The sequence below is a fragment of the Paenibacillus xylaniclasticus genome (assembly GCF_004001065.1).
GTDB classification, from domain to species: Bacteria; Bacillota; Bacilli; order Paenibacillales; family Paenibacillaceae; genus Paenibacillus_T; species Paenibacillus_T xylaniclasticus.
The window spans coordinates 130594-156932 of the sequence record NZ_BIML01000004.1 but is presented as its reverse complement, the minus strand read 5'-3'; the positions used below and the strand labels follow the sequence as shown (position 1 = coordinate 156932).

At 52.9% G+C, this 26339-nt stretch carries 28 protein-coding genes; 4 read left to right on the top strand and 24 right to left on the bottom strand.

Annotation, left to right across the window (positions count from 1 at the left end):
- Positions 1-66: 66 nt before the first annotated feature.
- The 19 genes from rplS to PXY01_RS06075 form a co-directional block, all read right to left on the bottom strand.
- Complete coding sequence (gene rplS, locus PXY01_RS06165) at positions 67-408, bottom strand: 50S ribosomal protein L19 (protein WP_045671974.1); 342 nt, start codon at positions 406-408, stop codon at positions 67-69.
- Positions 409-571: 163 nt separating this feature from the next.
- A complete protein-coding gene (trmD, locus tag PXY01_RS06160; RefSeq protein WP_127568353.1) occupies positions 572-1324 on the bottom strand; it encodes a tRNA (guanosine(37)-N1)-methyltransferase TrmD in 753 nt (250 codons plus the stop codon).
- Between the two features lie 4 nt (positions 1325-1328).
- Positions 1329-1859 (bottom strand): ribosome maturation factor RimM, encoded by a 531-nt coding sequence (gene rimM, locus PXY01_RS06155; RefSeq protein WP_127568351.1) that lies wholly within the window; start codon positions 1857-1859, stop codon positions 1329-1331.
- A gap of 175 nt (positions 1860-2034) precedes the next feature.
- A complete protein-coding gene (locus PXY01_RS06150; protein WP_127568349.1) occupies positions 2035-2268 on the bottom strand; it encodes a KH domain-containing protein in 234 nt (77 codons plus the stop codon).
- A gap of 25 nt (positions 2269-2293) precedes the next feature.
- Positions 2294-2566, bottom strand: coding sequence for a 30S ribosomal protein S16 (gene rpsP / locus PXY01_RS06145; RefSeq protein WP_127568347.1), 273 nt, complete (start codon positions 2564-2566; stop codon positions 2294-2296).
- Between the two features lie 51 nt (positions 2567-2617).
- The gene (gene ffh, locus PXY01_RS06140) at positions 2618-3997 is read right to left on the bottom strand and encodes a signal recognition particle protein (protein ID WP_127568345.1); all 1380 of its coding nucleotides are present in this window, start codon (positions 3995-3997) and stop codon (positions 2618-2620) included.
- A gap of 19 nt (positions 3998-4016) precedes the next feature.
- The gene (gene ylxM, locus PXY01_RS06135) at positions 4017-4394 is read right to left on the bottom strand and encodes a YlxM family DNA-binding protein (RefSeq protein ID WP_127568343.1); all 378 of its coding nucleotides are present in this window, start codon (positions 4392-4394) and stop codon (positions 4017-4019) included.
- Positions 4395-4523: 129 nt separating this feature from the next.
- Entirely contained in the window at positions 4524-5528 is a 1005-nt protein-coding gene (ftsY, locus tag PXY01_RS06130) for a signal recognition particle-docking protein FtsY (RefSeq protein WP_127568342.1), read from the bottom strand.
- A 37-nt stretch (positions 5529-5565) separates the two neighbouring features.
- Positions 5566-9159 carry a chromosome segregation protein SMC gene (gene smc, locus PXY01_RS06125; RefSeq protein ID WP_127568340.1) on the bottom strand — a complete coding sequence of 1198 codons (3594 nt, stop codon included), beginning with the start codon at positions 9157-9159 and terminating at the stop codon, positions 5566-5568.
- Between the two features lie 166 nt (positions 9160-9325).
- On the bottom strand, positions 9326-10024 hold the full coding sequence (gene rnc, locus PXY01_RS06120; RefSeq protein WP_127568339.1) for a ribonuclease III: 699 nt from the start codon (positions 10022-10024) through the stop codon (positions 9326-9328).
- The gene (gene fabF / locus PXY01_RS06115) at positions 10014-11252 is read right to left on the bottom strand and encodes a beta-ketoacyl-ACP synthase II (RefSeq protein ID WP_127568338.1); all 1239 of its coding nucleotides are present in this window, start codon (positions 11250-11252) and stop codon (positions 10014-10016) included. Before fabF ends, rnc begins: the two co-directional genes overlap by 11 nt.
- 155 nt (positions 11253-11407) lie before the next feature.
- Positions 11408-11641 carry an acyl carrier protein gene (locus PXY01_RS06110; protein ID WP_127568337.1) on the bottom strand — a complete coding sequence of 78 codons (234 nt, stop codon included), beginning with the start codon at positions 11639-11641 and terminating at the stop codon, positions 11408-11410.
- 94 nt (positions 11642-11735) lie between these two features.
- On the bottom strand, positions 11736-12485 hold the full coding sequence (gene fabG, locus PXY01_RS06105) for a 3-oxoacyl-[acyl-carrier-protein] reductase (protein ID WP_127568336.1): 750 nt from the start codon (positions 12483-12485) through the stop codon (positions 11736-11738).
- Positions 12486-12539: 54 nt separating this feature from the next.
- Positions 12540-13478 carry an ACP S-malonyltransferase gene (gene fabD / locus PXY01_RS06100; protein WP_127568335.1) on the bottom strand — a complete coding sequence of 313 codons (939 nt, stop codon included), beginning with the start codon at positions 13476-13478 and terminating at the stop codon, positions 12540-12542.
- 123 nt (positions 13479-13601) lie between these two features.
- Positions 13602-14588, bottom strand: coding sequence for a beta-ketoacyl-ACP synthase III (locus PXY01_RS06095; RefSeq protein ID WP_127568816.1), 987 nt, complete (start codon positions 14586-14588; stop codon positions 13602-13604).
- Between the two features lie 11 nt (positions 14589-14599).
- Complete coding sequence (plsX, locus tag PXY01_RS06090; RefSeq protein WP_127568813.1) at positions 14600-15589, bottom strand: phosphate acyltransferase PlsX; 990 nt, start codon at positions 15587-15589, stop codon at positions 14600-14602.
- Positions 15573-16169, bottom strand: coding sequence for a transcription factor FapR (fapR, locus tag PXY01_RS06085; RefSeq protein ID WP_174721809.1), 597 nt, complete (start codon positions 16167-16169; stop codon positions 15573-15575). Before fapR ends, plsX begins: the two co-directional genes overlap by 17 nt.
- A 318-nt stretch (positions 16170-16487) precedes the next feature.
- Positions 16488-16661 (bottom strand): 50S ribosomal protein L32, encoded by a 174-nt coding sequence (gene rpmF, locus PXY01_RS06080; protein ID WP_006036546.1) that lies wholly within the window; start codon positions 16659-16661, stop codon positions 16488-16490.
- A 45-nt stretch (positions 16662-16706) separates the two neighbouring features.
- On the bottom strand, positions 16707-17234 hold the full coding sequence (locus PXY01_RS06075; RefSeq protein ID WP_127568333.1) for a YceD family protein: 528 nt from the start codon (positions 17232-17234) through the stop codon (positions 16707-16709).
- A gap of 117 nt (positions 17235-17351) precedes the next feature.
- On the opposite strand from PXY01_RS06075, the gene PXY01_RS06070 reads away from it, so the two are divergent.
- Positions 17352-18605, top strand: a complete 1254-nt coding sequence (locus PXY01_RS06070) for a nucleotidyltransferase (protein ID WP_127568331.1) — start codon at positions 17352-17354, stop codon at positions 18603-18605.
- A 163-nt stretch (positions 18606-18768) separates the two neighbouring features.
- Positions 18769-20073 carry a nucleoside recognition domain-containing protein gene (locus tag PXY01_RS06065; protein WP_127568329.1) on the top strand — a complete coding sequence of 435 codons (1305 nt, stop codon included), beginning with the start codon at positions 18769-18771 and terminating at the stop codon, positions 20071-20073.
- A gap of 23 nt (positions 20074-20096) precedes the next feature.
- Here the strand turns inward: PXY01_RS06065 and coaD are convergent, their stop codons facing one another.
- From coaD to pruA, 3 genes are all read right to left on the bottom strand, one after another.
- Complete coding sequence (gene coaD, locus PXY01_RS06060) at positions 20097-20603, bottom strand: pantetheine-phosphate adenylyltransferase (RefSeq protein ID WP_127568327.1); 507 nt, start codon at positions 20601-20603, stop codon at positions 20097-20099.
- A complete protein-coding gene (rsmD, locus tag PXY01_RS06055; protein ID WP_127568325.1) occupies positions 20590-21198 on the bottom strand; it encodes a 16S rRNA (guanine(966)-N(2))-methyltransferase RsmD in 609 nt (202 codons plus the stop codon). The genes coaD and rsmD overlap by 14 nt, the downstream gene beginning before the upstream one ends.
- Positions 21199-21423: 225 nt before the next feature.
- Entirely contained in the window at positions 21424-22971 is a 1548-nt protein-coding gene (gene pruA / locus PXY01_RS06050; protein WP_127568323.1) for an L-glutamate gamma-semialdehyde dehydrogenase, read from the bottom strand.
- A gap of 170 nt (positions 22972-23141) precedes the next feature.
- On the opposite strand from pruA, the gene PXY01_RS06045 reads away from it, so the two are divergent.
- Together PXY01_RS06045 and rocF are read left to right on the top strand one after the other, a co-directional pair.
- Positions 23142-24074 carry a proline dehydrogenase family protein gene (locus tag PXY01_RS06045; protein ID WP_127568321.1) on the top strand — a complete coding sequence of 311 codons (933 nt, stop codon included), beginning with the start codon at positions 23142-23144 and terminating at the stop codon, positions 24072-24074.
- Between the two features lie 63 nt (positions 24075-24137).
- The gene (gene rocF / locus PXY01_RS06040) at positions 24138-25061 is read left to right on the top strand and encodes an arginase (RefSeq protein WP_127568319.1); all 924 of its coding nucleotides are present in this window, start codon (positions 24138-24140) and stop codon (positions 25059-25061) included.
- Positions 25062-25081: 20 nt separating this feature from the next.
- On the opposite strand, the gene PXY01_RS06035 is transcribed toward rocF, so the two are convergent.
- On the bottom strand, positions 25082-25765 hold the full coding sequence (locus PXY01_RS06035) for an LrgB family protein (RefSeq protein WP_127568317.1): 684 nt from the start codon (positions 25763-25765) through the stop codon (positions 25082-25084).
- Complete coding sequence (locus PXY01_RS06030; RefSeq protein WP_127568315.1) at positions 25743-26321, bottom strand: CidA/LrgA family protein; 579 nt, start codon at positions 26319-26321, stop codon at positions 25743-25745. The genes PXY01_RS06035 and PXY01_RS06030 overlap by 23 nt, the downstream gene beginning before the upstream one ends.
- Between the last annotated feature and the right edge of the window lie 18 nt (positions 26322-26339).

The following is a 26339-nucleotide window of genomic DNA, read 5'->3' as shown; positions in this document are numbered from 1 at the left end:
CAGTTAAGCTTTCGGGGAAAACGCGAAGAGGAGCTTGTCTGTGGCAAGCCCCTCTTGAACATCCGATTAACGGATTTCTTTAATTCTCGCTGCTTTACCGCGCAGGCTACGCAGGTAGTAAAGCTTCGCACGACGAACTTTACCGCGGCGAGCCACTTCGATTTTATCGATTTTAGGCGAGTTCACCGGGAACGTTCTTTCTACGCCAACGCCGTAAGAAATTTTACGAACCGTGAACGTTTCGCTGATACCGCCACCGCGACGCTTAATTACGACGCCTTCGAACAGCTGGATACGCTCGCGCGAACCCTCGATGACTTTAACGTAAACTTTCAGCGTATCGCCAGGACGGAAGCTAGGAATGTCTTTGCGCAGTTGTTCTTGCGTAATCGCTTGTACAATGTTCATCTTATTCACTCCTTCCCCAACAGACGTTCTTATAAGCTCGCTGATTCTGCACCGAATCAGGTCATGGCTGATAGAGGACCGTCCGACTTTCACACAACACATGAAATTTTATCATATTGCGAACAAAAACACAATAGTAATCCGAATTTTTCACGTCTTACTGTTAAGGTGCACCATCAGCCGCTTCTCGTTCCGCTATCCCTTTCAGCCATTCGCGCTCCTTCTCCGTCAACTCTGCCTTCTCGAGCAGATCTGGACGTCGGCGCAGCGTGCGCAGCAATGCTTGCTCTCGCCTCCAAGTCTCGATCCGTCCATGGTGGCCGGACAGCAGCACCTCCGGCACTTCCCAATCACGGAATACGGCTGGCCGTGTATAGTGAGGATACTCCAGCAGTCCTGTGCTGAACGAGTCCGTTACAGCAGATGTCTCGTTGCCTAGAACACCAGGCAACAGTCTTACGACACTATCGATGACAACCATTGCCGGCAGCTCGCCGCCTGTCAACACATAATCACCAATCGACAGCTCGTCTGTCACAAGATGCTCACGGATACGCTCATCGTAGCCTTCATAATGGCCGCATACGAAGATGAGGTGCTCCTCGGACGACAGCTGCTCCGCCTTGCGCTGATTAAACGTCTCGCCTTGCGGGCACATGAGTATAATTCGTGGCTGTGGTCCTTCCTTCGGCACGAGATGCTCAACGGCTGCGAACATCGGTTCCGGCTTAAGCACCATCCCTCCGCCTCCACCGTACGGGTAATCATCCACCGTGCTATGCTTATTATTCGCAAAATCGCGGAAATTGACAGCCGACAAGGAGACAATGCCCTTATCCCGCGCTTTGCCGAGAATGCTGGCGTTAAATACACCTTCGAACATTTCCGGGAACAGCGTCAATACGTCGATTCGCACGGCGTTAAATCAATCCTTCCAGTAGATGCACCGTAATCGTCTTATTGGCAACGTCCACCTTACGCAGCACATCGTCAATGACTGGCAGCAGTATTTCTTTCGGCCGTCCATTACTGCCCTTGCCTTTCACGACCCATACATCGTTCGCGCCTGGCGATAAAATGTCGGTTACAGTGCCTAGCTCCTCGCCTTCCTCCGTCACGACCGTACATCCAATAATTTGATGATAATAGTACTCGCCTTCTTCGAGATCAACAAGATCATTATCGGACACCTTGAGCGTCCAGCCTTTATACTTCTCGATATCGTTAATGTTGTCGTATCCTTTGAGCTTTACAATATATACATTCTTCTGAAGTCTCGCACCGGCAACCTCAACCTCTACACGACCGCCCTTCTCCTCATCGAACAAGGTAAGCTTGCTGCCTTTCGCAAAGCGAACCTCCGGAAAATCCGTTTGCGGCCATACCTTAATTTCGCCTCGAATGCCGTGCGTGTTAACTAGCTTGCCGACCGTATACCACTTCTCTGCCATTGTTCGATTCCGCCTTTCCCGTCCTTATCAGGCAACGCCTGATTCAAAAAGTCGGCTATTGAGCGCCAGAAGATGACCTCGTGTTCAATAGGCGACTTTTTGCAGCAGCACATGCTTAATAGTATGTATCGAAAAAGGGCTAGGACATTCATCCTAACCCTTCACGCTTAATGTATTAAGAGTCGATGTCGATCATAACACGGCGACCGGACTTCACTGCGGCTGACGAAACGACCGTTCGAAGCGCCTTCGCGATCCGCCCTTGCTTGCCGATTACTTTACCGACATCAGAAGGGTGCACGGACAAGCCGTATACAAGATTGCCTCGTGCATCTTCCTTCTCGCTGACGCGAACGTCGCTTGGATGATCCACTAAAGCCTTCGCTATGACAAGAATTAAATCTTTCATCTCAAGGCCCTCCGCTGTTCAACAGTTATTTCTGTTGCTTAAGCTCATGGAACTTCTTCAGGACGCCTGCTTGGGAAAGCAGATTGCGAACCGTGTCAGATGCTTGAGCACCGGTTTGCAGCCATTTCAGCGCTTTCTCTTCATCGATGTTCACTTGTGCCGGTTGAGCTACCGGATTGTACGTGCCGATTTCTTCGATGAAGCGGCCGTCACGTGGGGAACGGGAATCGGATACGACTACGCGATAGAATGGAGCTTTGTGAGCACCCATACGTTTCAGACGAATACGAACTGCCATTGACATTCACCTCCTTACAAGAATCAACTTCTATTCCGTAACATCAGGCGATCAGCCCGGTGGGAACTTCATTCCTTTGCCCATCATGCCCTTCAAGCCTTTGAGCCCTTTCAGACCTTTAGGACCTTTACCCATCATGCCGGAAAATTGCTTCATCAGCTTACGCATTTCGTCGAATTGCTTGATAAGCCGGTTAACATCCGCGAGCTGGGTACCACTGCCCGCTGCAATCCGTCTGCGGCGGCTGTAGTTCAGCAGGTCAGGATTACGCTTCTCTTCCGTTGTCATCGAGCGAACAATCGCCTCGACGCGTCCAATCTGCTTATCATCGACCTTCATTTCCTTCATGCCTTTAACCTTGCTCATGCCCGGCAGCATATCAAGCAGCTGATCCAGAGGTCCCAGCTTGCGAACCTGTTCCATCTGCTCGAGAAAATCCTCGAACGTGAACTCGGCATTTCGCATCTTGCGCTCCATCTCGGCCGCCTTCTCAGCGTCGATCGACGACTGCGCCTTCTCGATCAATGAAAGCATGTCGCCCATGCCGAGAATACGCGATGCCATCCGTTCTGGATGGAACGGCTCCAGCGGCTCGATCTTCTCGCCCATAGCGACGAATTTGATCGGGCAGCCAGTGACAGCCTTAACCGATAGAGCGGCACCGCCGCGCGTATCGCCGTCGAGCTTCGTCAGAACGACACCAGTCAGCTCCAGTTGATCATGGAAGCTCTTCGCAACGTTGACCGCTTCTTGACCTGTCATCGCATCGACGACGAGAAGCACTTCATCCGGTTCGACTACTTGATGAATTTGCTTCAGCTCTTCCATTAGCGCCTCGTCGATCTGCAGACGGCCAGCCGTATCGACGATTACATAGTCAATGCTGTTCGCCTTCGCATATTGCAAGCCTTGCCGCGCGATCTCGACTGGCGACACATCATTACCAAGCGTGAACACCGGCGCATTAACCTGCTCGCCGAGCACCTGCAGCTGCTTGATGGCAGCCGGACGATAAATATCGCAGGCAACAAGGAGAGGCTTCTGATTATTCTTCATAATCATCTTCGCCAGCTTAGCTGTCGAAGTCGTCTTACCTGCACCTTGCAAGCCCGCCATCAGAATAACAGTAGGAGGCTTACTAGCCTTCGCCAGCTTCGTAGCCGTTCCGCCCATCAGCTCAATAAGCTCCTTATGGACGATGTCGACAACGACCATGCCCGGCGTAAAGCTCTTCTGCACTTCTGCGCCGACAGCCTGCTCCTTCACCTTGGCGACAAAATCTTTGACGACCTTGAAGTTAACGTCCGCTTCCAGCAAGGCTAGACGTACTTCGCGCATCGCTTCGTTAACGTCGTCCTCCGACAGCTTGCCCTTGCCCCGCAATTTGCCGAACACGTTCTGCAGCCTGCTCGTCAAACCTTCAAACGCCATGATGATTCACCCGCTTTCGCTATTTGTTCCTTCCTTGCTCGGCTTGGCGGAGAGACTCCGCGATACTCCGAAGAGTGCTCTTACAGGAGCCATCGTCCGGCATAGCCGATACACATGCTTCTAATTGATCCATTGCGCTACGCAGCGCCTCGTGCTTAGACAGCAGTCCTAGCTTGGACTCATACCCCTCTAGCACTTTCTCCGCACGCTTTATATGCTCATATACCGCTTGGCGGCTGATGCCGAAGTCGGCTGCAATCTCACCAAGCGTAAAATCTTCGATAAAATACTGTGTAAGAAACGTCCGTTGCTTATCCGTCAACAGCGGCTCGTAGAAATCGAACAGTAAATTAATCCGGTTCGTCTTCTGCAGCGCATCCGGTTGAGTATTGGTCACGGGCACGTCCCCCTCTGTCAAGACCAATCACTTGACACCTTCTTAGCTTCCCTTATGTTACAGGACGTTCAAGCAGGTGTCAAGTCTTTTTCCTTGTCAGCTTACAAAAAAGAGCTGCCGCATCCAATGTCATTGTTGCTGCGTCTCTTCATCCGACTCCTTCGACTGAATCAAACCTGCGAACAGGGCATGAACGAATTGCTCAGAGTCAAACTCCTGAAGATCGCCCATTTTCTCACCGAGGCCGACCAGCTTAACCGGCAAATTCAGTTCGTTACGGATCGCGATTACAATGCCGCCCTTAGCCGTTCCGTCCAGCTTCGTCAAGACGAGTCCCGTTACGCCGCTTTTCTCGCCGAATAGCTTCGCTTGACTGAGCGCATTTTGCCCCGTTGCCGCATCGAGCACGAGCAGCACCTCATGCGGCGCATCCGGCACTTCGCGCTGAATGACGCGGAATATTTTGTTCAGCTCGTCCATCAGATTCGACTTGTTCTGCAGACGACCCGCCGTATCGCACAGCAGCACATCTACACCCCGCTGCTTAGCGGCATGCACAGCATCATACATTACGGCTGCCGGGTCAGAGCCTGCACTTTGCTTGATGACGTCGACGCCGACGCGCTGCCCCCACACCTCAAGCTGTTCAATTGCGCCTGCGCGGAACGTATCGCCTGCTGCAAGCAGCACGCTTTTGCCCTCTGACTTAAATTTATGCGCAAGCTTACCGATCGTCGTCGTCTTGCCAACGCCGTTAACACCGACAAACAGGATAACGGTCATCCCGTTGTCCGACATTCGAAGCTTCGGATCATCATTGCCTTTCAGAATATTAACGAGCTGCTCCGATAGAATCGGTTGCAATTCGGAAGCATCCTCAATTTTGCGCGCCTTCACTTCTGCGCGCAGCTTGTCGATCAGCTCCATAACGGTATTGACGCCTACGTCAGCACCGATCAAAATTTCTTCCAGCTCTTCAAAGAAAGCCTCATCGATCTTCTTGCGCCGAGTAATCAGCTCCTCGACCTTCTCGACGATCGCATCCCGCGTCTTGGCCAAGCCTTCCTTGAAAATATTCGTGACCGCCTCTGTCTTCGCTGCGATCGATTCTTTCAGCCGTTTAAAAAAACTCATATCATGCCGTTCCTTTCTTCATCGCGAATCAATGTGGTTATGCGGTGGCGGTGCCGTCATCAATGAATGAATCGTCGTCCTCCAGCCGTACTGATACAAGCTTGGACACGCCGCCTTCCTCCATCGTAACACCGTATAAGACGTCTGCCTCTTCCATCGTTCCCTTGCGGTGAGTAACGACAATAAACTGGGTTAGGTCTGAGAATTCTCGCAAATATTGGGCAAAACGCGCTACATTGGCTTCATCCAGCGCTGCCTCGACTTCGTCGAGCACGCAGAACGGAACCGGCTTAACCTGAAGAATCGCGAACAGAAGCGCGATCGCAGTCAAGGCGCGTTCGCCGCCGGAAAGCAGCTGCAAATTTTGCAGCTTCTTACCTGGAGGCTGAGCGACGATATCGATACCCGTCTCCAGCAAGCGGTCCGGCTCGGCCATAATCAGGTCCGCGCGACCGCCGCCGAACAGCTTCGCGAATACGACAACGAAGTGGCCCCGAATCGCTTCGAACGTCTCTTTAAACCGCTTGGACATCTCGTCGTCCATCTCACGAATAACTTGATAGATCGTCGTCTTCGCATCGATCAAATCAACGCGCTGAGCATCAAGGAACTCAAACCGTTCCTTCACGCGCGAATATTCGTCAATAGCGCCTAGATTCACTTCACCAAGCGACGCAATCTGACGTTTCAGGTCCCGTACCGCATTTTGCGCCGCCGTAACATCCTCCGGAACCGGATAGCGCTCCTTCGCAAGCTCGAAGCTTAATTCATATTCCTCGCTCAGCTTACGCAGCAGGTTATCCAGTTCAACGTCAAGACGGTTAACCGCGATTTCAGTTTGACGCATCTTGTCTTCGGTTTCCCGCAGCAAGGTGCGCTGCTCCTTCGTCTCGCTCTCGCCATCTTCAAGCCCCTTGATCATCTCTGCTCGTTCAGATCGCTTCAAGTCTGTCCGTTCGGCGCAGCTGTCTTTGCGCAGCTTTAGGTCGTTTAATTGCTCGATCTGCCGAGCCGTTTCCTCGGCATGCCGCTCCTCGTCTTCCTTCAGCTGACTTTGGATGCTGCGCAAAGAAGACAATTCCGATTTAGCACGATTAATGTCGGAACGAATACGAGCAGCCTGCTCCTCCATCGACAATTTTTCCTGCTCGGTCTTGGCTGCCGCTATTTTCAGATCGGTTAATTGACCTTGCAGCTCTTCACGCGCCGTCTCTGACGCTTTGCGCCGTGCCTCGGCCGCTTGAATATCGGCCTGCAGTTTCGTCTCACGCGCAGACAGCTGTTCCAGCCGCAAGCGAGCCGCTTCAGCCGCCGCTTCTAAGTCGCGCTGCTCCATCATCTGCCCCGAGCGGTCCGCGTTATACACTTGAAGCTGCTCAGACAACTGTGTAAGCTGCTTATCGGTCTGCAGCAGTTCCGCTCTCAACTGCTGCTCTTCAATGCGCAGCTTCTCCCCCTGCTCGCGAAGCTCCTCGACGTTCTGGCTGCGAATCGACTGCTCCTTGCGCAGGTCAGCCAGCTTGTCGCGCAGCTTGTCCGCTTGGCGCTGATTATCCGCTATTTCCTCGTCCATCTGCTCGATCTGACGCTGCCTTCCGAGCAGACTGGCCCCTTTCTTCTGCAGGCTGCCGCCGGTCATAGAGCCGCCTGCGTTCACGACATCGCCTTCAAGTGTAACAACGCGATAGCGATAGTGGCATCTGGATGCAATCCGGTTAGCCTGCTCCAGCGTCTCTGCAATGAGTACATTACCCAGCAAGCTTCCTACGACAGCCTCATAACGTTGGTCACAACCAACGAGATCTGCAGCAACGCCAACGAAGCCTTCTACCTCCGACACTTGACGCCGATCCGCTTCCGAAATGTTACGCGGTCGAATGACATCAAGCGGCAGGAACGTCGCACGTCCGAGCTGACGCTGCTTCAAAAAACCTATCGCCGCCCGTGCCGTCGACTCATTCTCCATCACAATGTGCTGTAGTGCGCCGCCTAGAGCCGTCTCAACTGCAGTCTCGATTCGCTGCGGCACGCGAATAAGCTCAGCAACCGCCCCGTGAACGCCGCTCAAGCCGCCCTGCGTTTTACGGGAAGCTTTCAGCACTTCTTTAACGCCTTGCATGAAGCCGTCCAGCGCATCCTGCATTTCTTTCATCGTATCGCGGCGGGAAACAAGTGCGTCCAGACGCTGCTCCCATTTGCGCACCATCTGCTGCGTATCCTCGTATACTTTATACAGCGCGCGAGACTGCTCGCTTTCTTCCGTATACTTTTCTTTCAGCTCAGCAAGAGTCGTCATCACAGCAGCAAGCCGCTCCGACAGTTCATTCTTCCGAGCTGAAAGCTCCTCTTGCTGCTGCATCCATTTGGCTTCCTCGTCGCCGAGACGGTCCATCCGCCGCTTGACTTGCTCCTGCTGCTGCTCTGTATATCGAATCTCATTCCTGGCCTGCGCCATGGCACTCAGTACATCCAGCAGCTCCGTCTTAAGCGATTCCTCTGCTTCCTGCCCAGCTTCCCCAGCCGTACCAGCCAGCTGAGCTTCCTCTTCAGCCAGCCGCTGGCGATGCTTCACCAATTCTTCCTCTAATATTGCAACCTTCGCGCGAAAATCCGCTTCTTCCTTCACAAGCGATGTAATCCGCTCATCGAGAGAGAGAACCGATTCGTCTACCTGCCGTTTGTTCTGTTCCAGATTGCGTTTGCGTTCCTTCAACACTTCGCCGTAGCCTTCGCACTTCTCGTAATCTTCGCTCAACTGAAGCATCGATCCATGAAGCTGATCCAGCTCTTGCTCAATTTCGCGCAGACGCTGACGATCCTTCTCCAGCAGCGCATCATGCTTACTGACGACCGATGCATAGGTTAGACGTTGGCGCTCCAGCTCTTCCAGCTTCGCAGTCAGTTCATTCCATGATACATGCACCGTCTCAATCTGATGGACGTACATCGAAATTTCCTGAGTTTGCAGCTGCTCGCGAAGCGATTTATATTTGATCGCTTTCTCGGATTGCTCGCGAAGCGGCTCGACCTGATCCTCCAGCTCCGATACGAGGTCATGAATCCGCAGCAGGTTTTGCTCTGTCTCCTCCAGCTTCTTCTGTGCCTCTCGCTTACGCGCTTTAAATTTAACGATGCCGGAAGCTTCTTCAAAGATGCCGCGACGGTCTTCCGAGCGCGTACTCAATATTTCTTCAATTCGTCCTTGTCCGATAATCGAATAGGCTTCTTTGCCGATACCGGTATCCATGAAGAGCTCGGTAATATCTTTCAGCCGGCAAGGCTGTTTATTGATCATATACTCGCTTTCACCGTTGCGATGCACGCGTCTTGTTACAGTTACTTCATCATACTCAAGCGACAGCGCGTTATCACCGTTATCGAGGGTAAGCGACACTTCGCCAAAATTGACAGCTTTACGCGCATCGCTGCCCGCAAATATGATATCCTCCATCTTGCCGCCGCGCAAGCTCTTAGCACTTTGTTCGCCAAGCACCCAGCGGATACCGTCCGAAATATTACTTTTACCGCTGCCATTCGGTCCAACGACAGCCGTTATGCCGCGCACGAAGTCCATTTCCGTTTTATCGGCAAACGATTTAAAACCAGATAACTCGATCCGTTTCAAGAACATGACTACGGGTTCACCTCAACGAGTATTGTACCATATTGAGAAAGAAAGATCAGGATTATACTTGAAGACCTGCAGCGCCCTTCACGAGCACTGCTCATGCTGCCCACGACACGACAAAACGCTGCCGCGGTCTAACCTATCCGCTGCGCAGCGCCTATCGTTTCCATTATTTATTGCCTTCTAGCTGCGAGCATGCCGCCTCAGCAGAGCGCTGCTCGGCCTCCTTCTTCGTCCTTCCGATTCCGACACCGTACGGACGGTCTCCAATTCTTACCTCTACGACAAATTCACGATCATGCGCCGGTCCACGCTCTTCTGCAATCCGGTACTCAACCGCACCGAGCGAACCGTGCTGAGCCTTCTCTTGCAGCTTCGACTTGAAATCTTTGACGAGCAGCGATTCATTCTCCTCAATATGAGGGAATATCCGCTCTTTTAGGAATGAACGGACTTGCTCAATCCCTTGATCCAAGTAGAAAGCACCGATGAACGATTCGAACAAGTCGGCGAGCAGCGCCGGACGCTGACGTCCGCCGAGCTGCTCCTCCCCTCTGCCGAGCATGACAGCTGCGCCTAGACCGAGCATATCAGCAAACCGCGCAAGCGACGGCTCGCACACGATAGACGCGCGCATGCGAGTCAGTTCACCCTCCGGCCGATTCGGATAGGTTAGGAAGAGGTGCTCCGAGACAAGCAGCTGAAGCACTGCATCACCGAGAAACTCAAGACGTTCATTATCTTCAATCGGTTTGCCGCGATGCTCATTCACATATGACGTATGTGTAAAAGCCTGCTTCAACAGCCGAGGCTGCTTAAACCGGATAAGCAGTCTTTGCTGCAATTGATCTAACGCATCATGCCTCATACGCTCTCATCACGATCGTCGCATTATGTCCGCCGAATCCGAACGAGTTCGACAACGCAGTTCGAACGTTCGCCTTACGTGGAGTGTTCGGTACATAATCGAGATCTAACTCTGGATCTTGATTATCGAGATTGATTGTCGGAGCAATGATACCGTTCTTAATCGTAAGACCGAGAATAACCGCTTCAACGCCGCCCGCGGCACCAAGCAAGTGACCAGTCATCGATTTCGTCGAGCTGATTGCGACCTTATATGCATGGTCGCCGAACGCTTTCTTCACCGCCAGCGTCTCTGAACGGTCGCCGACCGGCGTAGACGTTCCATGCGCGTTAATATAATCGATATCTTCAGGCGCAAGTCCCGCATCCTTCAGCGCACGCTTCATACAACGAGCTGCTCCTTCCGGGTCCGGCTCTGTCATATGATAAGCGTCGCCGCTCATACCATATCCAACAACTTCGGCATAAATGCGAGCACCGCGCTTCAACGCATTGTCCAACGATTCAAGCACAAGTACGCCGGAGCCTTCGCCCATGACGAAGCCGTCGCGGTCGACATCGAACGGCCGACTCGCCTTCTCCGGCTCATCGTTCCGTACGCTCATCGCGCGCATGGCGCAAAAACCGGCCATCCCTGTCGGTCTGATCGTCGCTTCCGCACCGCCGCACAGCATCACATCGGCATCGCCACGTTGAATCATTTTGAACGAATCGCCAATGGAGTGAGTACCGGTCGCACAAGCCGTAACAGCCGTACTGTTCGGACCTTTTGCTCCTGTTGCCATCGATACTTGGCCAGACGCCATATTCGCGATCATCATCGGAATAAAGAATGGGCTTACCCGTTTAGGGCCTTTCTCCAATAGTACGTTGTGCTGATCTTCCCACGTCCCGAGTCCGCCGATGCCAGAGCCGATCATAACGCCTACACGCTCTGGATCTACATTGGTGCCGATAACAAGCCCTGCATCCTCAACCGCTTTCTTCGAAGCCGCGACGGCGAACTGTACGAAACGGTCCATTTTGCGAGCTTCTTTTCTCTCCATATAATCTTCTGGATTAAAGTCTTTAATTTCTGCAGCAATGCGTGTTGGATATTCGGATACATCAAACGAATCAATATATGATACGCCAGATTTCCCTTCCATCAGATTGCCCCAAAACTGATCCAAATCGGAGCCGAGCGAGGTAATGACCCCCATGCCTGTAACGACAACTCTTTGCTTCATTCTGTTCACCTCTACGGACAGCAAAATGGATGGCATGTGTAACCCATCTGTGTCATGTATATGTAACGAAATAACGCTCGTATACCATGCTTGTACTACCAAAAAACGGCTAATGATGGAGAGAAGTCCCGTTGTAATAACGGGACTTACAAATCTTACGTATGAGATTGTATGTAATTCACTACTTCTCCCACAGTCGTGATTTTCTCTGCATCTTCATCAGAGATTTCCAAGTCAAACTCGTCTTCAAGCTCCATTACAAGCTCAACTACGTCGAGCGAGTCAGCGCCGAGGTCATCCTTAAAGCTAGCTTCCAGCGTAACTTCCGATTCATCTGCGCCGAGGCGGTCAACGACGATGCGTTTGACACGATCCAATACATCGGACATCCGGTTCACCTCCTCCATGGTATTATACGAGAATCGCAGGCAAAATGCCAGCGTAACCGTTTTACTTTAGACCAATTGAACCTATTGTATTATCTTACATATACATGCCGCCATCAACATGAATCGTTTGGCCTGTCATGTAGCTCGCTGCATCTGAAGCAAGGAACCGTACCGCGCTTGCAATGTCAGACGGTTGACCGAGTCGAGCAAGCGGAATTTGCGCGATATGATGCTCTTTCGCCTCATCGGACAGCTTATCCGTCATGTCGGTTTCAATAAATCCTGGCGCGATACAATTCACCGTAATGCCACGAGATGCGAGCTCTCTTGCCGACGACTTGGTTAAGCCGATTACGCCGGCCTTAGCTGCGACATAGTTGGCTTGTCCAGCGTTACCTAGGACGCCAACGACGGACGATATATTGATAATGCGGCCGAAGCGCTGCTTCATCATCGGACGCGTGACAGCCTTAATTCCGTTGAAGACGCCTTTCAAGTTCGTCTCAATCACTTGGTCGAACTCTTCTTCCTTCATACGCATGATTAAATTATCTCTAGTAATGCCGGCATTATTCACCAGAATGTCGATCTTGCCGAATTGCTCGATCGTCGTTTTGACCATCGTCTCGAACTGGTCGGATTTACCGACGTTGCCCTGCACAATAATCGCACGGCGTCCGAACGCTTCTACCGCTTTCGCCGTCTCAACCGCAGCAGCTTCGCTGCCTGAATAGTTTACGGCTACATCCGCGCCAGCTTCAGCAAGCGCGATCGCTATTGCGCGGCCAAGACCACGAGATGCGCCCGTCACAAGCGCCGTTTTACCTTCCAAGCTTGCAAACATTGAGCTGTCCCCTCCACTTCGGAATCCTTCACCTTCTACTCTACTAACTGAAAGTTATCCCGCTGGCGTAAGCGCCGCCTCTAGCGATTGCACGCTATTAATCGTTATCACAGTAACACCGCGGTCGATCTTCTTAATCAAGCCTGTAAGCACGCTGCCCGAGCCAATTTCAACGAAAGTATCGACGCCGAGTTCGATCAGCTTGCGAACGCTGTCCTCCCATAGGACCGGGGAATAAACTTGCTCTACCAGCAGCCTGCTAATCTCAGAAGCTGTCGTTACCGGTTCAGCCGTTACGTTCGCTACGACTGGTACTGTCGCATCTGCAAATGTCACCTGCTCGAGCACGGCTTTCAATCTCTCTGCAGCAGGCTTCATTAACGAAGAATGGAACGGCCCGCTTACTTCAAGCGGAATAACGCGTTTTGCCCCTGCATCCTTGCCCCGCTCGATGACAGCTTGAACTCCGCTCGCCGTACCCGATACGACGATTTGTCCCGGGCAGTTAATGTTCGCAAGCTCGACCTCACCGGCTTCGGCAGAGACAGCTGCACACAGCTCGGCAAGAGCATCGCGCTCTGCGCCAAGCACAGCGGCCATGGCACCAGTTCCGCCTGGCACGGCTTGCTCCATAAATTCTCCGCGTGCCCGCACCGTGCGTACAGCATCCTGAAAAGAGAGCACTCCCGCGGCAACCAAAGCGCTGTATTCGCCAAGGCTATGACCGGCAACATAATCAGGCGACAGACCACGGCCTTTGAGCGCCTCCAGCAGTGCGACGCTTACGGTTAGCAGCGCTGGCTGCGTATTCGCCGTCTGTTTCAAGTCATCATTCGGACCGTTAAAAATAATGTCACTAAGCTTAAAACCGAGCGCCTCGTCCGCTTGGTTAAATACGTTGCGGGACACTTCATATTTATCATAAGCGTCTTGTCCCATGCCGACGGCTTGCGCACCTTGGCCTGGGAACACAAATGCTACTTTATTTGCCATTGCAGCTCCAATCCCATCCCAACGCGTCCAACCCCTATGAGGAAGGATCCGGCGAGGATGCATTTAATATACAAGCTTCAACTCCACATTCGTCAATCCAATTCTTCGCACCTGCAGACTAAGCTACCAGTTCAGTACAGAAGCTCCCCATGTCAAGCCGCCGCCGAAGCCGACCAGCACAAGCGTATCTCCTTCTTGAATACGTCCTTCCTCGACCGCCTCCGCGAGCGCGACTGGAATCGAAGCTGCGGACATATTGCCGTACTTATCGATGTTAACCATACACTTATCTTCTGGCAGATCAAGACGGTTCATTGCGGAATTAATAATCCGTATATTCGCTTGGTGTGGTACGAGCAGATCGATATCACCCTTCTCCATCCCCGCCTTACGAAGCGCCTCTTCAGCTGCCCCACCCATAATACGGACTGCGAATTTAAATACATCATTACCCGCCATATGAATGTAATGCTTCTTGTCTGCAACCGTTTCCGCCGATGAAGGCATACGCGAGCCGCCGCCGCACACCTTAAGCAGCTCACCGCCGCTTCCGTCCGCGCCAAGCTCGAACGATTTGAAGCCGCGTCCTTCAGGCACTTCGCCAAGAACGACAGCGCCTGCGCCGTCGCCAAATAAGATACATGTATTACGGTCTGTATAGTCCGTAATCCGGGATAAGCATTCCGCGCCTATAACGAGTGCATTCTTATACAAGCCTGAAGCAATCATGCTGGATGCTGTTGCTAAGCCATATATAAATCCCGAGCATGCTGCTGACAAATCAAACGCAGCTGCTTTGGTGGCTCCGAGCTTGTTCTGAAGCAAGCATGCGGTTGACGGAAAAAACATATCCGGCGTAATCGTCGCCACGACGATCAGATCGATATCTTCCGCAGTCAAGCCTGCAGATCGCAGCGCTTCTTGTGCCGCATTAAAAGCCAGATCCGATGTCGCCTGCTCCGGTGCCGCAAGCCGGCGCTCGCGAATACCGGTACGCGTAACGATCCATTCGTCATTCGTCTCGACCATTTGCTCCAGCTCAGCGTTCGTTAGCACACGTTCCGGCACGTACTTGCCAATCCCTACAATACCGACCGATTTCGTATTCACCAAAGGTTCACTCACTTCCCGCTTATTTCGTTCGCCATGTACGTCGTAACATTACTAATTAATGCGTTGCGTGTTTGACGTATCGCATTCTTGATAGCCCTCGCGTCAGATGAGCCATGTCCTTTGACTACAAGACCGTTGACGCCTAGCAGTAATGCGCCTCCATGCTCCTTATAATCCATCTTACGGCCGAATTGACGCAATCCTTTCATCATAACAGCGCCTGCTGCTTTCGTCAGCATGCTCCGGTTAAACTCGGCCTTCAGCGTTCTCATGATCGTTCCGGCCGTGCCTTCCATCGCTTTAAGCATAATGTTCCCGGCAAATCCGTCGCATACAAGCACATCGCAGTTCCGCTGCAAAACATCCCGCGCTTCAACATTGCCGATAAAGTTAAGCGAAGAAGCCTCCAGCAGCTCGAAAGCCGCCTTTGTCAACTCGTTGCCCTTCCGATCTTCCGTTCCTACATTAAGAAGTCCGACTTTAGGGGCGCTGATCCCGTCTACTTTATTCCGATAGATGCTGCCGATTCTCGCATATTGCAGCAAATGCTCCGGCTTCGAATCCATATTCGCACCAAGATCAAGAGCAAGCACGCCAACATCATCCATCGTCGGCATTAGCTGCGCTAGCCCTGGTCGTTCAATTCCAGCCATTCTGCCGACAACAAGCAATCCTGTCGTCATCAAAGCGCCTGTATTGCCTGCTGAAATCATCGCGTCAGCATGCCCGTCCCGAACAAGCTGTCCCGCAATAACCATCGATGAATTTTTTTTGCGGCGTACTGCTTTAACCGGCTCTTCATCAGGACCGATCACTTCTTCTGCATGCTCGACCGAGACGTTGGCTAATGACTGACCTTGCAGAAGCGGGGTGATTTGAGTCGAGTCACCTACTAGAACCAACTGAATATCTTTCCATTCCGCCGCCGCTTCCAGCGCTCCTTGTACGATGAGGCTGGGAGCATGGTCGCCGCCCATTGCGTCAATGGCGATCCGCACGTTCAATTCCTCCTTCATCTACCTGATCTCCAGTAGACCGATAGATGATAAAATTACCTTGAAAAACCATCTCATCCCCGACGTAAGTGAACACTTCTACTTTAGCCTTGCTTTTCTCGCCGGAGATGGATCGGACATACGCTTTCGCAATACACTTCTCACCCAGCTTGACGGAGCGGATAAAACGAATATCCGCTGTTGCCGTCAAAGCGATCTCATCATCGATGACAGCAACAGCCAATGAGTTCGCCTGCGCGAACACATGATGTCCCCGAGCGATTCCTGTGCGAGAAAATACGTGCTCGTCTGCGATTTCAAAAATCGAAATGCCGCTTCGGTCCAGCTGCAAATCGACGATATCTCCTATTACTTCGTGCAGCGGCAGCGACCGTACCGAGTCATACGACCTTTCAGCCATTAGCTTGAGCCGTTCTCTAAGCTCCGGAATACCGAGCTCAAGCCGATCAAGCCGGATAGTCTGAATGCTGACCTTAAGCAACCGAGTTAATTCACGGTCCGTCATGAACGGATTTTCTTCGATTAGCTTCGACAGCTGCTGGTGCCGCTGACGTTTCGGCAATCGTTCGATGGCCGGCACCACCTTCTCATCATAGTCAAAACTCGAATAATTGTATTGTTCCGTAGTACCCGTAACGCATCCGAATATAAACCACAATCATGCGTTAACCACATAATATAAAAGCAGCTATTATAACCAGGTACTAATTGATTATATAAAAAATGACGGCACTAAGCAACGCCCGAATCGGTCTGTAGCAGACCGCCGTCATTTGCATGCGCCGTCATTGCATCCGCAGCATCGTGCTGATGCCGGTTCCTTCTATTGAAAAAAATAGCACTTCATCGCGAGATGAAGTACTAAGAGTGGGAAACCGGCTTATTGCGAGATGATCTCTTTCGTTTTGTAATATCCGCACACTTTGCATACGTGGTGAGCAAGTTTCAACTCTCCGCATTGCTCGCATTTCACCATACCTGGCACCGCCAGTTTGAAGTGTGTGCGACGTTTGTCGCGGCGAGTTTTGGAAGTTCTACGTTGTGGTACTGCCATGTTTCCCACCTCCTTCATAGAATTACAAGCCGTATAAACAGCTAGTTATTGGTTGTCGTTGTCTTTGAACAAATCCTTAAGTGCAGCTAGACGTGGATCTATCGAACCGCGCTCACAGCCGCATTCTCGTTCATTCAAGTTCTGTCCGCATTCGGAGCATAGTCCTCTGCAGTCGCTGCTGCACACTGGCACGAATGGAAGCTCCAGCAGCCACAAGTCCTCGACATATGGCTTAAGGTCAAGCGTCTCGCCTACGACCTCAATCGGATCATCCACGTCCAAATCCTCATCTTCCGGAGATAACGCTTCTACCGGCTTGAACTGCTCGTGAAATGGCACGTCCACTTTAACGGCAGCTGGGTTCAAACAACGGGAGCAAGCCATCTCGAGCTCGGAAGTCAATCTACCGTCGACATGAATGATGCCGTCTGCTGCATGAACGTTCAGCTTAACGTGAATCGGACTTGCCGACAATACGTCCCTGCGACCCTTCAGCAGCGAAGTGACCTCAATCGTCTCCTGGATTGGAGGCAGCGTTCCTTTGTTCAATGCTTCTTGAATACGAAATTGCATGAGATCACCCCAAACAAACAAAAATTATTATATCGATTATTCAATGGTTTTGTCAACATTTTCAGCGCATGTTATGATGATGATGGATTCGATATGAAAATATACCGGAGGATCGACATGCGTACGGTTGGAATTGTCGTGGAATACAATCCGTTTCATAACGGACATCTATATCATGTACAGCAATCACGCAAAATAACGGGAGCCGACGCCGTCGTTGCCGTCATGAGCGGCCATTTTCTGCAGAGAGGAGAGCCTGCTCTGCTCGACAAATGGACACGCGCCGAGATGGCGCTGCGCGGCGGCTGCGATCTTGTGCTCGAGCTGCCTGTCGCCTATTCAACCCAGTCAGCCGAATGGTTCGCGCGCGGCGCCATCTCGACGTTAGACGCGACCGGCATCATCGACGCATTATGTTTCGGCAGCGAGGCCGGCGACATTGAACCGTTCCGCTCCGCCGCCCGCACGCTGCGCGAGGAGCCTGCGTCATTCAAGCAGCGGCTAAACAGCAAGCTGGCCGAGGGCGTACCGTTTCCCGCAGCCTATGAAGCTGCACTGACTTCTCATATGGAGAGCACCGGTTCGACATCTCTCACAGTGTCTCAGCCGAATAATTCGCTTGGCTTACACTACATGCTGTCACTAGAACGGATGGAAAGCGACATCGTGCCTTATACGATTAAACGCGAGAAAGCCGGCTATAACGATAGATCGCCGACAGACGAAGCAATCGCCAGCGCGACTGCCATACGCAGGCTTCTGTTCGAATCTGGCGAGCTGAGCGCGGCCTCCGCGTATGTCCCTCGCTCTACATTGCAGCTGATGGAACGGGAGCTTACGGCCGGTCGACCAGCGGTCGATTGGCAATCGTTCAGCATGCAGCTGTTTCATTCTATTCTTACCAAGTCACCGCAGCAGCTCGCACAATTGCACGAAATAACGGAAGGACTCGAGTATCGGCTGCTGAAGTCCGTCCGCGGACTCGACACATTATCATTCGAGTTATTGATGAAAGCCTTGAAGACTAAGCGTTATACCCGTACGAAGCTTCAACGGGCTCTACTCGCTGTACTTCTCGACCACTCGAAGGAGCAGCTGGCCCCGGACCGCTTGGCAGAAGGTCCAGGCTACGTCCGTGTACTTGGCTTTACAAAGGTCGGACAAGCGCTGCTGAAACGAATGCGTACTACAGCCCGATGGCCCGTGCTCATGAGCGCTGCCGGAGCTCCGCAGCCGCTGCCGTTACTGGAGCTGGATATACAAGCTACCTCCGTCTATACGCTCGCTCGGCAGCCGAACGCCAATTCCCGGCAGCTATTCCGCGACTATTACGAGAAGCCGCTGCAAGTAGGATTCGAAGAACCTGAATAATGATGATGCCGCCTGCTCCTTTATCGGATGACAGGCGGCATTCGTTATCGTATCCATTTGCTTGCAGGACACGACTGGTCTACCTAACCAGCCCTATGCGTACAATATACTGAAATGCCCGTCCCCAGCGGGCAAAGTATCGTATTGGAAAGGGGCTGTGCCGATGGCGCGCACCATTACCCTTGCCTGCATCTCCATTCTGCTCGTTGCCGCAGTCATCCGCCAGCCTGACGTGACGTTCCAAGCATCGCTGCAAGGATTGACGCTGTGGTGGACTATCATTTTTCCCGGACTTATGCCCTTTATTGTCCTATCCGAGCTGATGACGATTTTTGGTGTAACGGCACTAGCCGGCAAATTAATGGAGCCTGCCATGAAGCGGCTGTTCGGTCTTCCAGGCGAAGCCGGATTTGCTGTTGCAGCCGGCTGGACAGGCGGTTATGCTGCAGGCTCCGAAGCGGCCGCGGCGCTTCGCCGCTCCGGTAAGCTGACCCGGTCGCAAGGACAGCGCCTGCTTGCTCTCGCCCACATGCCGAACCCTTTATTTATGCTTGTTGTCGTAGGCGTCGGCTTTATGAAGCAGCCAGCTGCCGGCATAGCGGTTGCCTTGGCGGTATGGTCCGGAGGACTGCTGGCAGCACTTGCCGTCTCGATTAAAGACAGGCTGCGCGTTATGACAACCCGCGGGCCAAGACCAGCGTCCAACTCATCTGACGCATTCTTATCTTGCCCTGCCGAACAATTCGAAATAGCCGATCCTAAAGCAGCTGCTAATGCGACCGATTCTACACATGCACGCAAGAGCACGAGCTTATTCGCCCGCGCTGAAGCAGACAGACGGAGCAAATACGAAGAGGACGGCCGTTCATTCGGCCAAGCGCTAGGCGATTCAACGATCGCGTCCGTTCAGAAACTGCTAACGGCAGGCGGCATTATCATCGTAAGCGCCGTGCTCGTTCGATTAATCGAGCCAATATGGGACGCCGTAGATAAGCTGCTCCGTTTGCCGCAATGGCTGCTGCCCGCGCTGCTAGAAAGCCATCTCGGAGCTTTCGCCGCATCCACCTGGCAGTCCCCTGTCTCTTCTGCTTCATGGTCGGCGGCAGCAGCTGCCGCCGCCCTCGCATGGAGCGGCCTTGGAGCGATTGCGCAGACAGGCGCCGCAATCGCCGGCACCGACCTAAAGCTGCTTCCATTCGTAACATGCCGAGCCGTACATGCACTGCTTGCAGCGGCAGTTGCGATGCTAATTTGGCGTCCTATATCATCGCTGCTGACCGTTGCCGAAGCAACTGGAGTACTCCCCGCGATGTTGAACGACGCAGAAGCTTCTTTCACCCTTATCCGGGTGTCGGATTTACCGTCATTGTGGCCGTTCGTTCCAGCCGCATTAACAGCCTTCCTGCTGCTAGTTGCCGTTTTCACCGCTTTATCTGTCATGTTCCGATCGGTTATAAATCGTAGATGACATCATGATGCGAATAATAAGTTCTATTTACCGTTTCCCTTCTCGAGCAGACGTTCTCTTACATATGGCGGCACGAGCTCCGATACGTCACCATTAAATCTTGCAATTTCTTTCACGATACTGGAGCTTAAATAGGAGTACTTCGGATTGGTCATCATAAACACCGTCTCAATGTCATCGTCAAGCAAATGATTGGTCGATGCCATCTGCAGCTCGTACTCGAAATCGGAAACTGAGCGAATGCCCCGTACGATCGTGCCGGCCTGACGCGATTTCATAAACCGGACGAGAAGATCCCGAAAGCTGTCAACCTTGACGTTCGGAATATCGCGTGTCACTTCCTCCAGCAGCGCCTTGCGCTCCTCGATCGTGAACATCGGATTTTTGCTCGTGTTGTTCAGTACCGCTACAATCAGCGTATCGAACTGCTTCGATGCGCGCTGAATGATGTCCAGATGACCGTAGGTTACAGGGTCGAAACTGCCTGGATAGACTGCGATACGATTGTTGACGCCTTCATGCTTCGTCATGCTCTTCTCCTCCATCGTTGCCATTTGCCGGCTCTGTCGTCAGTTGCCGGAACGAATAAATCGTAACAGCGGTATCGCCATATTTGACACTTTTACGCTGCTTGAAGCCGCCGAATTGCTCCGGATAAACATGTGCGGCATCGTGCTCAACGACGATACTCGCACCATCCTCAAGCAGACCTGCGGTTGCGATTTCCTCCAGCATCTCGTCCATATTCGTCATCCGGTACGGCGGATCGAGAAACACAAGACGGAAAGCTTGCCCCCGCTTCGCCAAAGCTTTGATAGCCCGTTGTGCGTCGTTGCGGTAAATCTCTGAACGATCGCCTACGCCAGCAGCTGTCGTATTGTGTCTAACGACATCCACGCTTTGCTTCTCCTTATCCACGAATATAGCCCGGTCTGCGCCACGGCTGAGCGCCTCTATACCAAGCCCGCCGGTTCCCGCAAACAAATCAAGCACAAGCCCCCCGTCAAAGAACGGTCCGATCATGCTGAAGATCGCTTCTTTCACCTTGTCGGTCGTCGGCCTTGTATTCATACCGGGCACCGCTTTGAGCGGCCGCCCCTTAGCCGATCCCGCAATTACTCTCACTTCTGCCTGCCCCCTTAACCTATGCCCTTCGCCTCGGAGCGTGGATGATCTATTGATAACTTCGCTATTCCAACAATGCTCCGCTTACACCACTCGTTATGGTACCACACTTTTCCGTTTGTTATAAAGCGCTTGCGTACATAGCAAAGGGGCAGTCCAGAAAGTCAGTGAAAACTGACTGGCGGACCGCCCCTTACTCAAATTTGGGCTTTGTTCCTGATTGTATTACATTTTCTCGGATACGACCTTTCCCTGCATGAACTGAATCAAATAATCGGGTCCTCCTGCTTTGGAGTCGGTGCCCGACAGATTGAAGCCCCCGAACGGATGAACGCCGACGAGCGCTCCAGTACATTTGCGATTGAAATAGAGATTGCCCACATGGAACAACTCTCGTGCAAGCTCAAGCCGCTCCCTGCGGTTCGAATAGACGGAGCCGGTCAAGCCGTACGGAGTATCGTTGGCAATTGCAAGCGCGTGTCCAAAGTCGTCCGCTTGAATACAGGCGAGCACTGGACCAAATATTTCGTCTTGAGCGAGCGATGCTTGACTGTCGACATCAGCGAATATAGTAGGCTCTACAAAATATCCAGAGCCTTCATCCATACCTCCCCCTACTAGAAGCCGCCCTTCTTGTTTACCAGCTGTAACGTATTGTCGAATCTTATTGTATGCTGCCCGGTCGATGACCGGTCCGACATCTGTTCCTTGCAGCGCCGGATCGCCGATTGATAACTGACTAGTCAACATGGTGATACGCTCTGTCATTTCGTCATAGACATCGACATGGATTATCGCCCGCGAGCAGGCAGAGCACTTCTGTCCAGCATAGCCGAACGCAGATTGGACGATCCCTTGCGCTGCAGCCTCCAGATTGGCATCCCGATCGACGACAATCGCGTCTTTACCGCCAAGCTCCGCAATAACCCGCTTAATCCACCGCTGTCCCGGCTGAAGCCTAGCCGCTCTCTCCACGATGCGAAGTCCGACCTCCATCGAGCCGGTAAAGCTGATGAACCGCGTAAGCGGATGATCGATCAGTACATCACCAATTTCGCCGCCGGAGCCCGGCACGAACTGAATGACATCTTCCGGAAGTCCCGCTTCGTGCAGAAGCTGAACGAAGCGAGCCGCGATGACAGGAGTTGCCGAAGCTGGCTTTAATACGACGGTATTACCCGCGACGACAGCCGAAGCAGTCATGCCCGCCATGATGGCGAGCGGAAAATTCCATGGCGGAATAATGATCCCAACGCCGAGCGGAACATATGTCCATTCATTATCTTCGCCCGGAATACGGACCAATGGCTGCGGCGCACATATCCTCTCAGCCTCACGTCCGTAATATTCAAGGAAATCGATCGCTTCTGCTGTATCCACATCCGCCTCGATCCACGTCTTGCCTGCCTCCACAACAAGCCAAGCAGAAAACTCATGCTTACGGCTGCGAAGCAGCGCAGCTGCTTTATACAATGTTCGTGCTCGGGCTGTCGGCGGGACTCGTTTCCATCGCTCGAACGCTGCAGCCGCAACATCGACTGCTTGGGAAGCACGCTGGCGGTTCGCCTGTGCGACGAGACCGACGATCTCCCCGTGCCGGGCTGGATTGACAGATGGCTTCACAGACTCGGACTGTACCGGTCTTCCACCGATTAGCAGCGGATACGAATTTCCATATTGCGATTTAATTTGTGCCAGTGCGGCCTCGAACAATCGGCGGTTGTCCGCTTGACTGAAATCCGTCATCGGCTCGTTGCTGAATGCCCCCATCATCGCAAAGCCCCTCCTATTTCCCGGATTGCCGCCTGTCCTTTAGGTATGACGGCACTTGTTCCTGTCTATATATAAGCGAACAGCTGCTCAAACATGACAGCTTGCTTACAGAAAGAAAATATGTCTCTTAATTCGATCCGGGGGGTACAGAAGGAAAGGAGAGGGCGAGGATGGATATAGGCACACGTCTGTTTCGTTCGGTCATCCTCGGATTGGCCGGAAATGCTGCAGCAGCCGCTTTATCGCGCAAATATGGGTTGAAACTTGGCGCCTCCCGCTTCGTCGCTGGCCAGACCAGAGACGAGGCACTGACGAAAGTGCTGGAACTAAACGAACGTAAGCTGCTTGTCACGATGGACCACCTCGGTGAGGGAGTAAGAACCGATCACGAGGCAGACCGTTATTGCCAAGAATATGTCGCCCTTATTGAAGCAATGGCCAACCAATGCGTGCAGGGCAATGTGTCGCTGAAGCCCACTCAGATGGGGCTTGCGCTGAGCGATCAACGTGCTTATGATCGCATCCGGCACATTGCAGCTGCAGCTGCTGACAGATCCATGTTCGTTCGTCTCGATATGGAAGACAGCCCGTATACGGATCGAACGCTTCACATCGTGAAGAAGCTGCACGCGGACGGTTTAACGAATACAGGTCCCGTCATACAAGCGTACTTGAGAAGGAGCGAGCATGATGTACGCACCCTCACCTCCGCCGCGATCAATGTCCGACTTGTCAAGGGCGCGTACAAGGAACCGGCTAGTATTGCATATCCGAAGCGCGTAGATGTCGATTCCAATTTCAAACGGCTCATTCGTACTCGGCTAGACAGCGGCGTCTATACCGCGGTAGCTACGCACGATGAGGCAATCATCGACTGGGTACGCACATTTGCTTCCCGTAAGGGAATTCCAAGCTCTGCTTTTGAATTTCAGATGCTGTACGGCATCCGGACGCCGATGCAGCTTCGGCTGGCGGAACAAGGCTATACCGTCAGAAGCTATGTACCTTACGGGACGATGTGGTATCCCTATTTCATCCGGAGGCTCGCCGAACGGCCTGCGAACGTAGGCTTCGTCGTTCGAAGCCTATTAAAAAGGCATTAACCGTTCTCTGGATGCAAGCCGACTGCGCGGATCACACTCTCTTGTCACGGAGGTGCCGGTTGAATGAACCTTGCTCAACAGCTAGTCCGTAAGCCGCACGTTGCCGTCATTCCTGCACCATTCGATTGGGGAGCAAGCCGCCGCGGCGCGGCGCAAGGACCACAGGCGATACTATTAGCCGGAGTGGATCGAAAGCTTCATCAGCTAGGCTACTCTTACTCCGTCGAACCGACAAATTATTTGCCCGATGTGCAATCGGATGGCCGAAGCTCGCCCAAGCTTCGCCATTGGGGCAAGGTGCTGTCCTTCTCAGAAGCAATCGCCTCCAAGACAGCAGAGGCGGCCGAAGCCGGCCACCTGCCGCTGCTGCTTGGCGGTGACCACAGCGTCGCGATCGGCTCGATCGCCGGCGCCGCTATGCGGCGCAAGCGGCTGGGTGTCCTATGGATTGACGCCCATGGCGACTTGAATACGCCGGATACGACGCCTTCAGGCAACATACACGGGATGTCGCTCGCCTGCGCGCTTGGCTATGGCGACAGCCGGCTGACATCGATAGGCGGCGGCGGGCCGAAAGTACAGCCCGACCGAGTCGTTCTTGTCGGTTCGCGCCAGCTGGATGAAGGAGAACGGCTGCTCATCCGCTCGCTCGGCATCACGTGCTTCACGATGCACGAAATTGACAAGCTTGGAATGGCAGCTGTTATGGAACGAGCAATTTCAATCGTATCAGACGGTACAGACGGCGTTCATGTCAGCTTTGACATTGATTCGGTCGACCCTGGCGAAGCGCCGGGAACCGGAACCAAAGTGCGCGGCGGCTTATTGTACCGGGAAGCGCATCTTGCCATGGAGCTGCTTGCCGAAGCGGGGATCATGACATCGGCTGATGTCGTCGAGGTCAATCCGCAGCTGGACAACGGCATAAGAACAGCGCGCCTAGCTGTCGAGCTGATCGGTTCAATGCTAGGTGAGCGCATTTTGTAGACTTACCAACATTAGCACGATTAAAACAGCCAAGACACAGGAAGAGCAAACGCAGACGTTGCGATAGCTGTTAGCGCCATAGCGAATCCGCTAATACCTCCCTGCTGCTCCGAATCAGCTAGCAGCCTGGCCGTTCCGATGCCATGGGAAGCGGTGCCTACGCCTGCTCCGACCGCTGCGTCTTGACGAAAGCCTGCGAGCCGAATAACGCGCGGGCCGACAATGCTGCCGAACAGACCGGTCAACACCGTCAGCACAGCGGCTAGCTCCGGCTTGCCGCCGAGCATCCGAGCAACCTCGATTGCGACAGGCGACGTCGCAGATTTCGGCAACGCAGTGAGCAGCAGCGTCTTAGACGCTCCCGTCCACATCATAACCAGTCCGTTGAACACAAGTCCGCTTAAGCTGCCTATGAGCACACCTGCTGCAACGGGCAGCAGCTGTTTGCGAAATCGAAGCGCTTGCTTATAAAGCGGCACTGCAAGTGCAACGGTTGCAGGTCCGAGGAAAAACGAGACTGAGCCCCCTGCATTATAATCGTCATATGGAATATCGAACAGCAGCAGCACACCGATCAAAGCAATAGACGTCATCAGAAGCGGATGCATCCATCCGGTCTTATGCTTTAACCATAAGGCAATTCCATACAACAACACCGTCAGCGATACGCCAAAAACAGGATTATTGAGAAATTCCGTGTTCATGCTTCCCCTCCCCCATCATCGCATGGCTCGGCGTTTCTGCATTAACGACCGTTTCTCTCGGCGACAGCAGACGGACGACGGCAGCCGTAACGAGCATAACCGCCACCGTTCCGACGACAACGCTAACCACGACGGACAGCCACGCTTCGCCCAGCTCTTTAGCGAATACAGTCACACCGGCAATAAGAGGAGCGAAGAACAGCATCATATGCTTCGTCAAAAATGATGCGCTTTGTTCAACCCATTCAAGCTTTATCCATTTCAAGAACAGTCCCGCCGCGAGCAGCAGCATGCCGATGACGTTAGACGGAAGCGGCACCTTCACCCATTCATGAAGAAGGAGACCCGCTCCGTTAAAAGCTAACAAGATGACAAGACCGCGCATGAGCAGCCCTCCTTCGGAATAATTTCGGATCACAATATTTTTTGGATCGGCATGTATAATTGCGACCATTTCGGCAATGATACTATCATCGGCGTCGAGAGATGCCGTAGACAACCGCGGAGAAGACTTACGTTTCCCCATAAGCTCTTCGTCCGGTTTCTCCTCTCCCATGAAAGGGGCTCTCGAAAG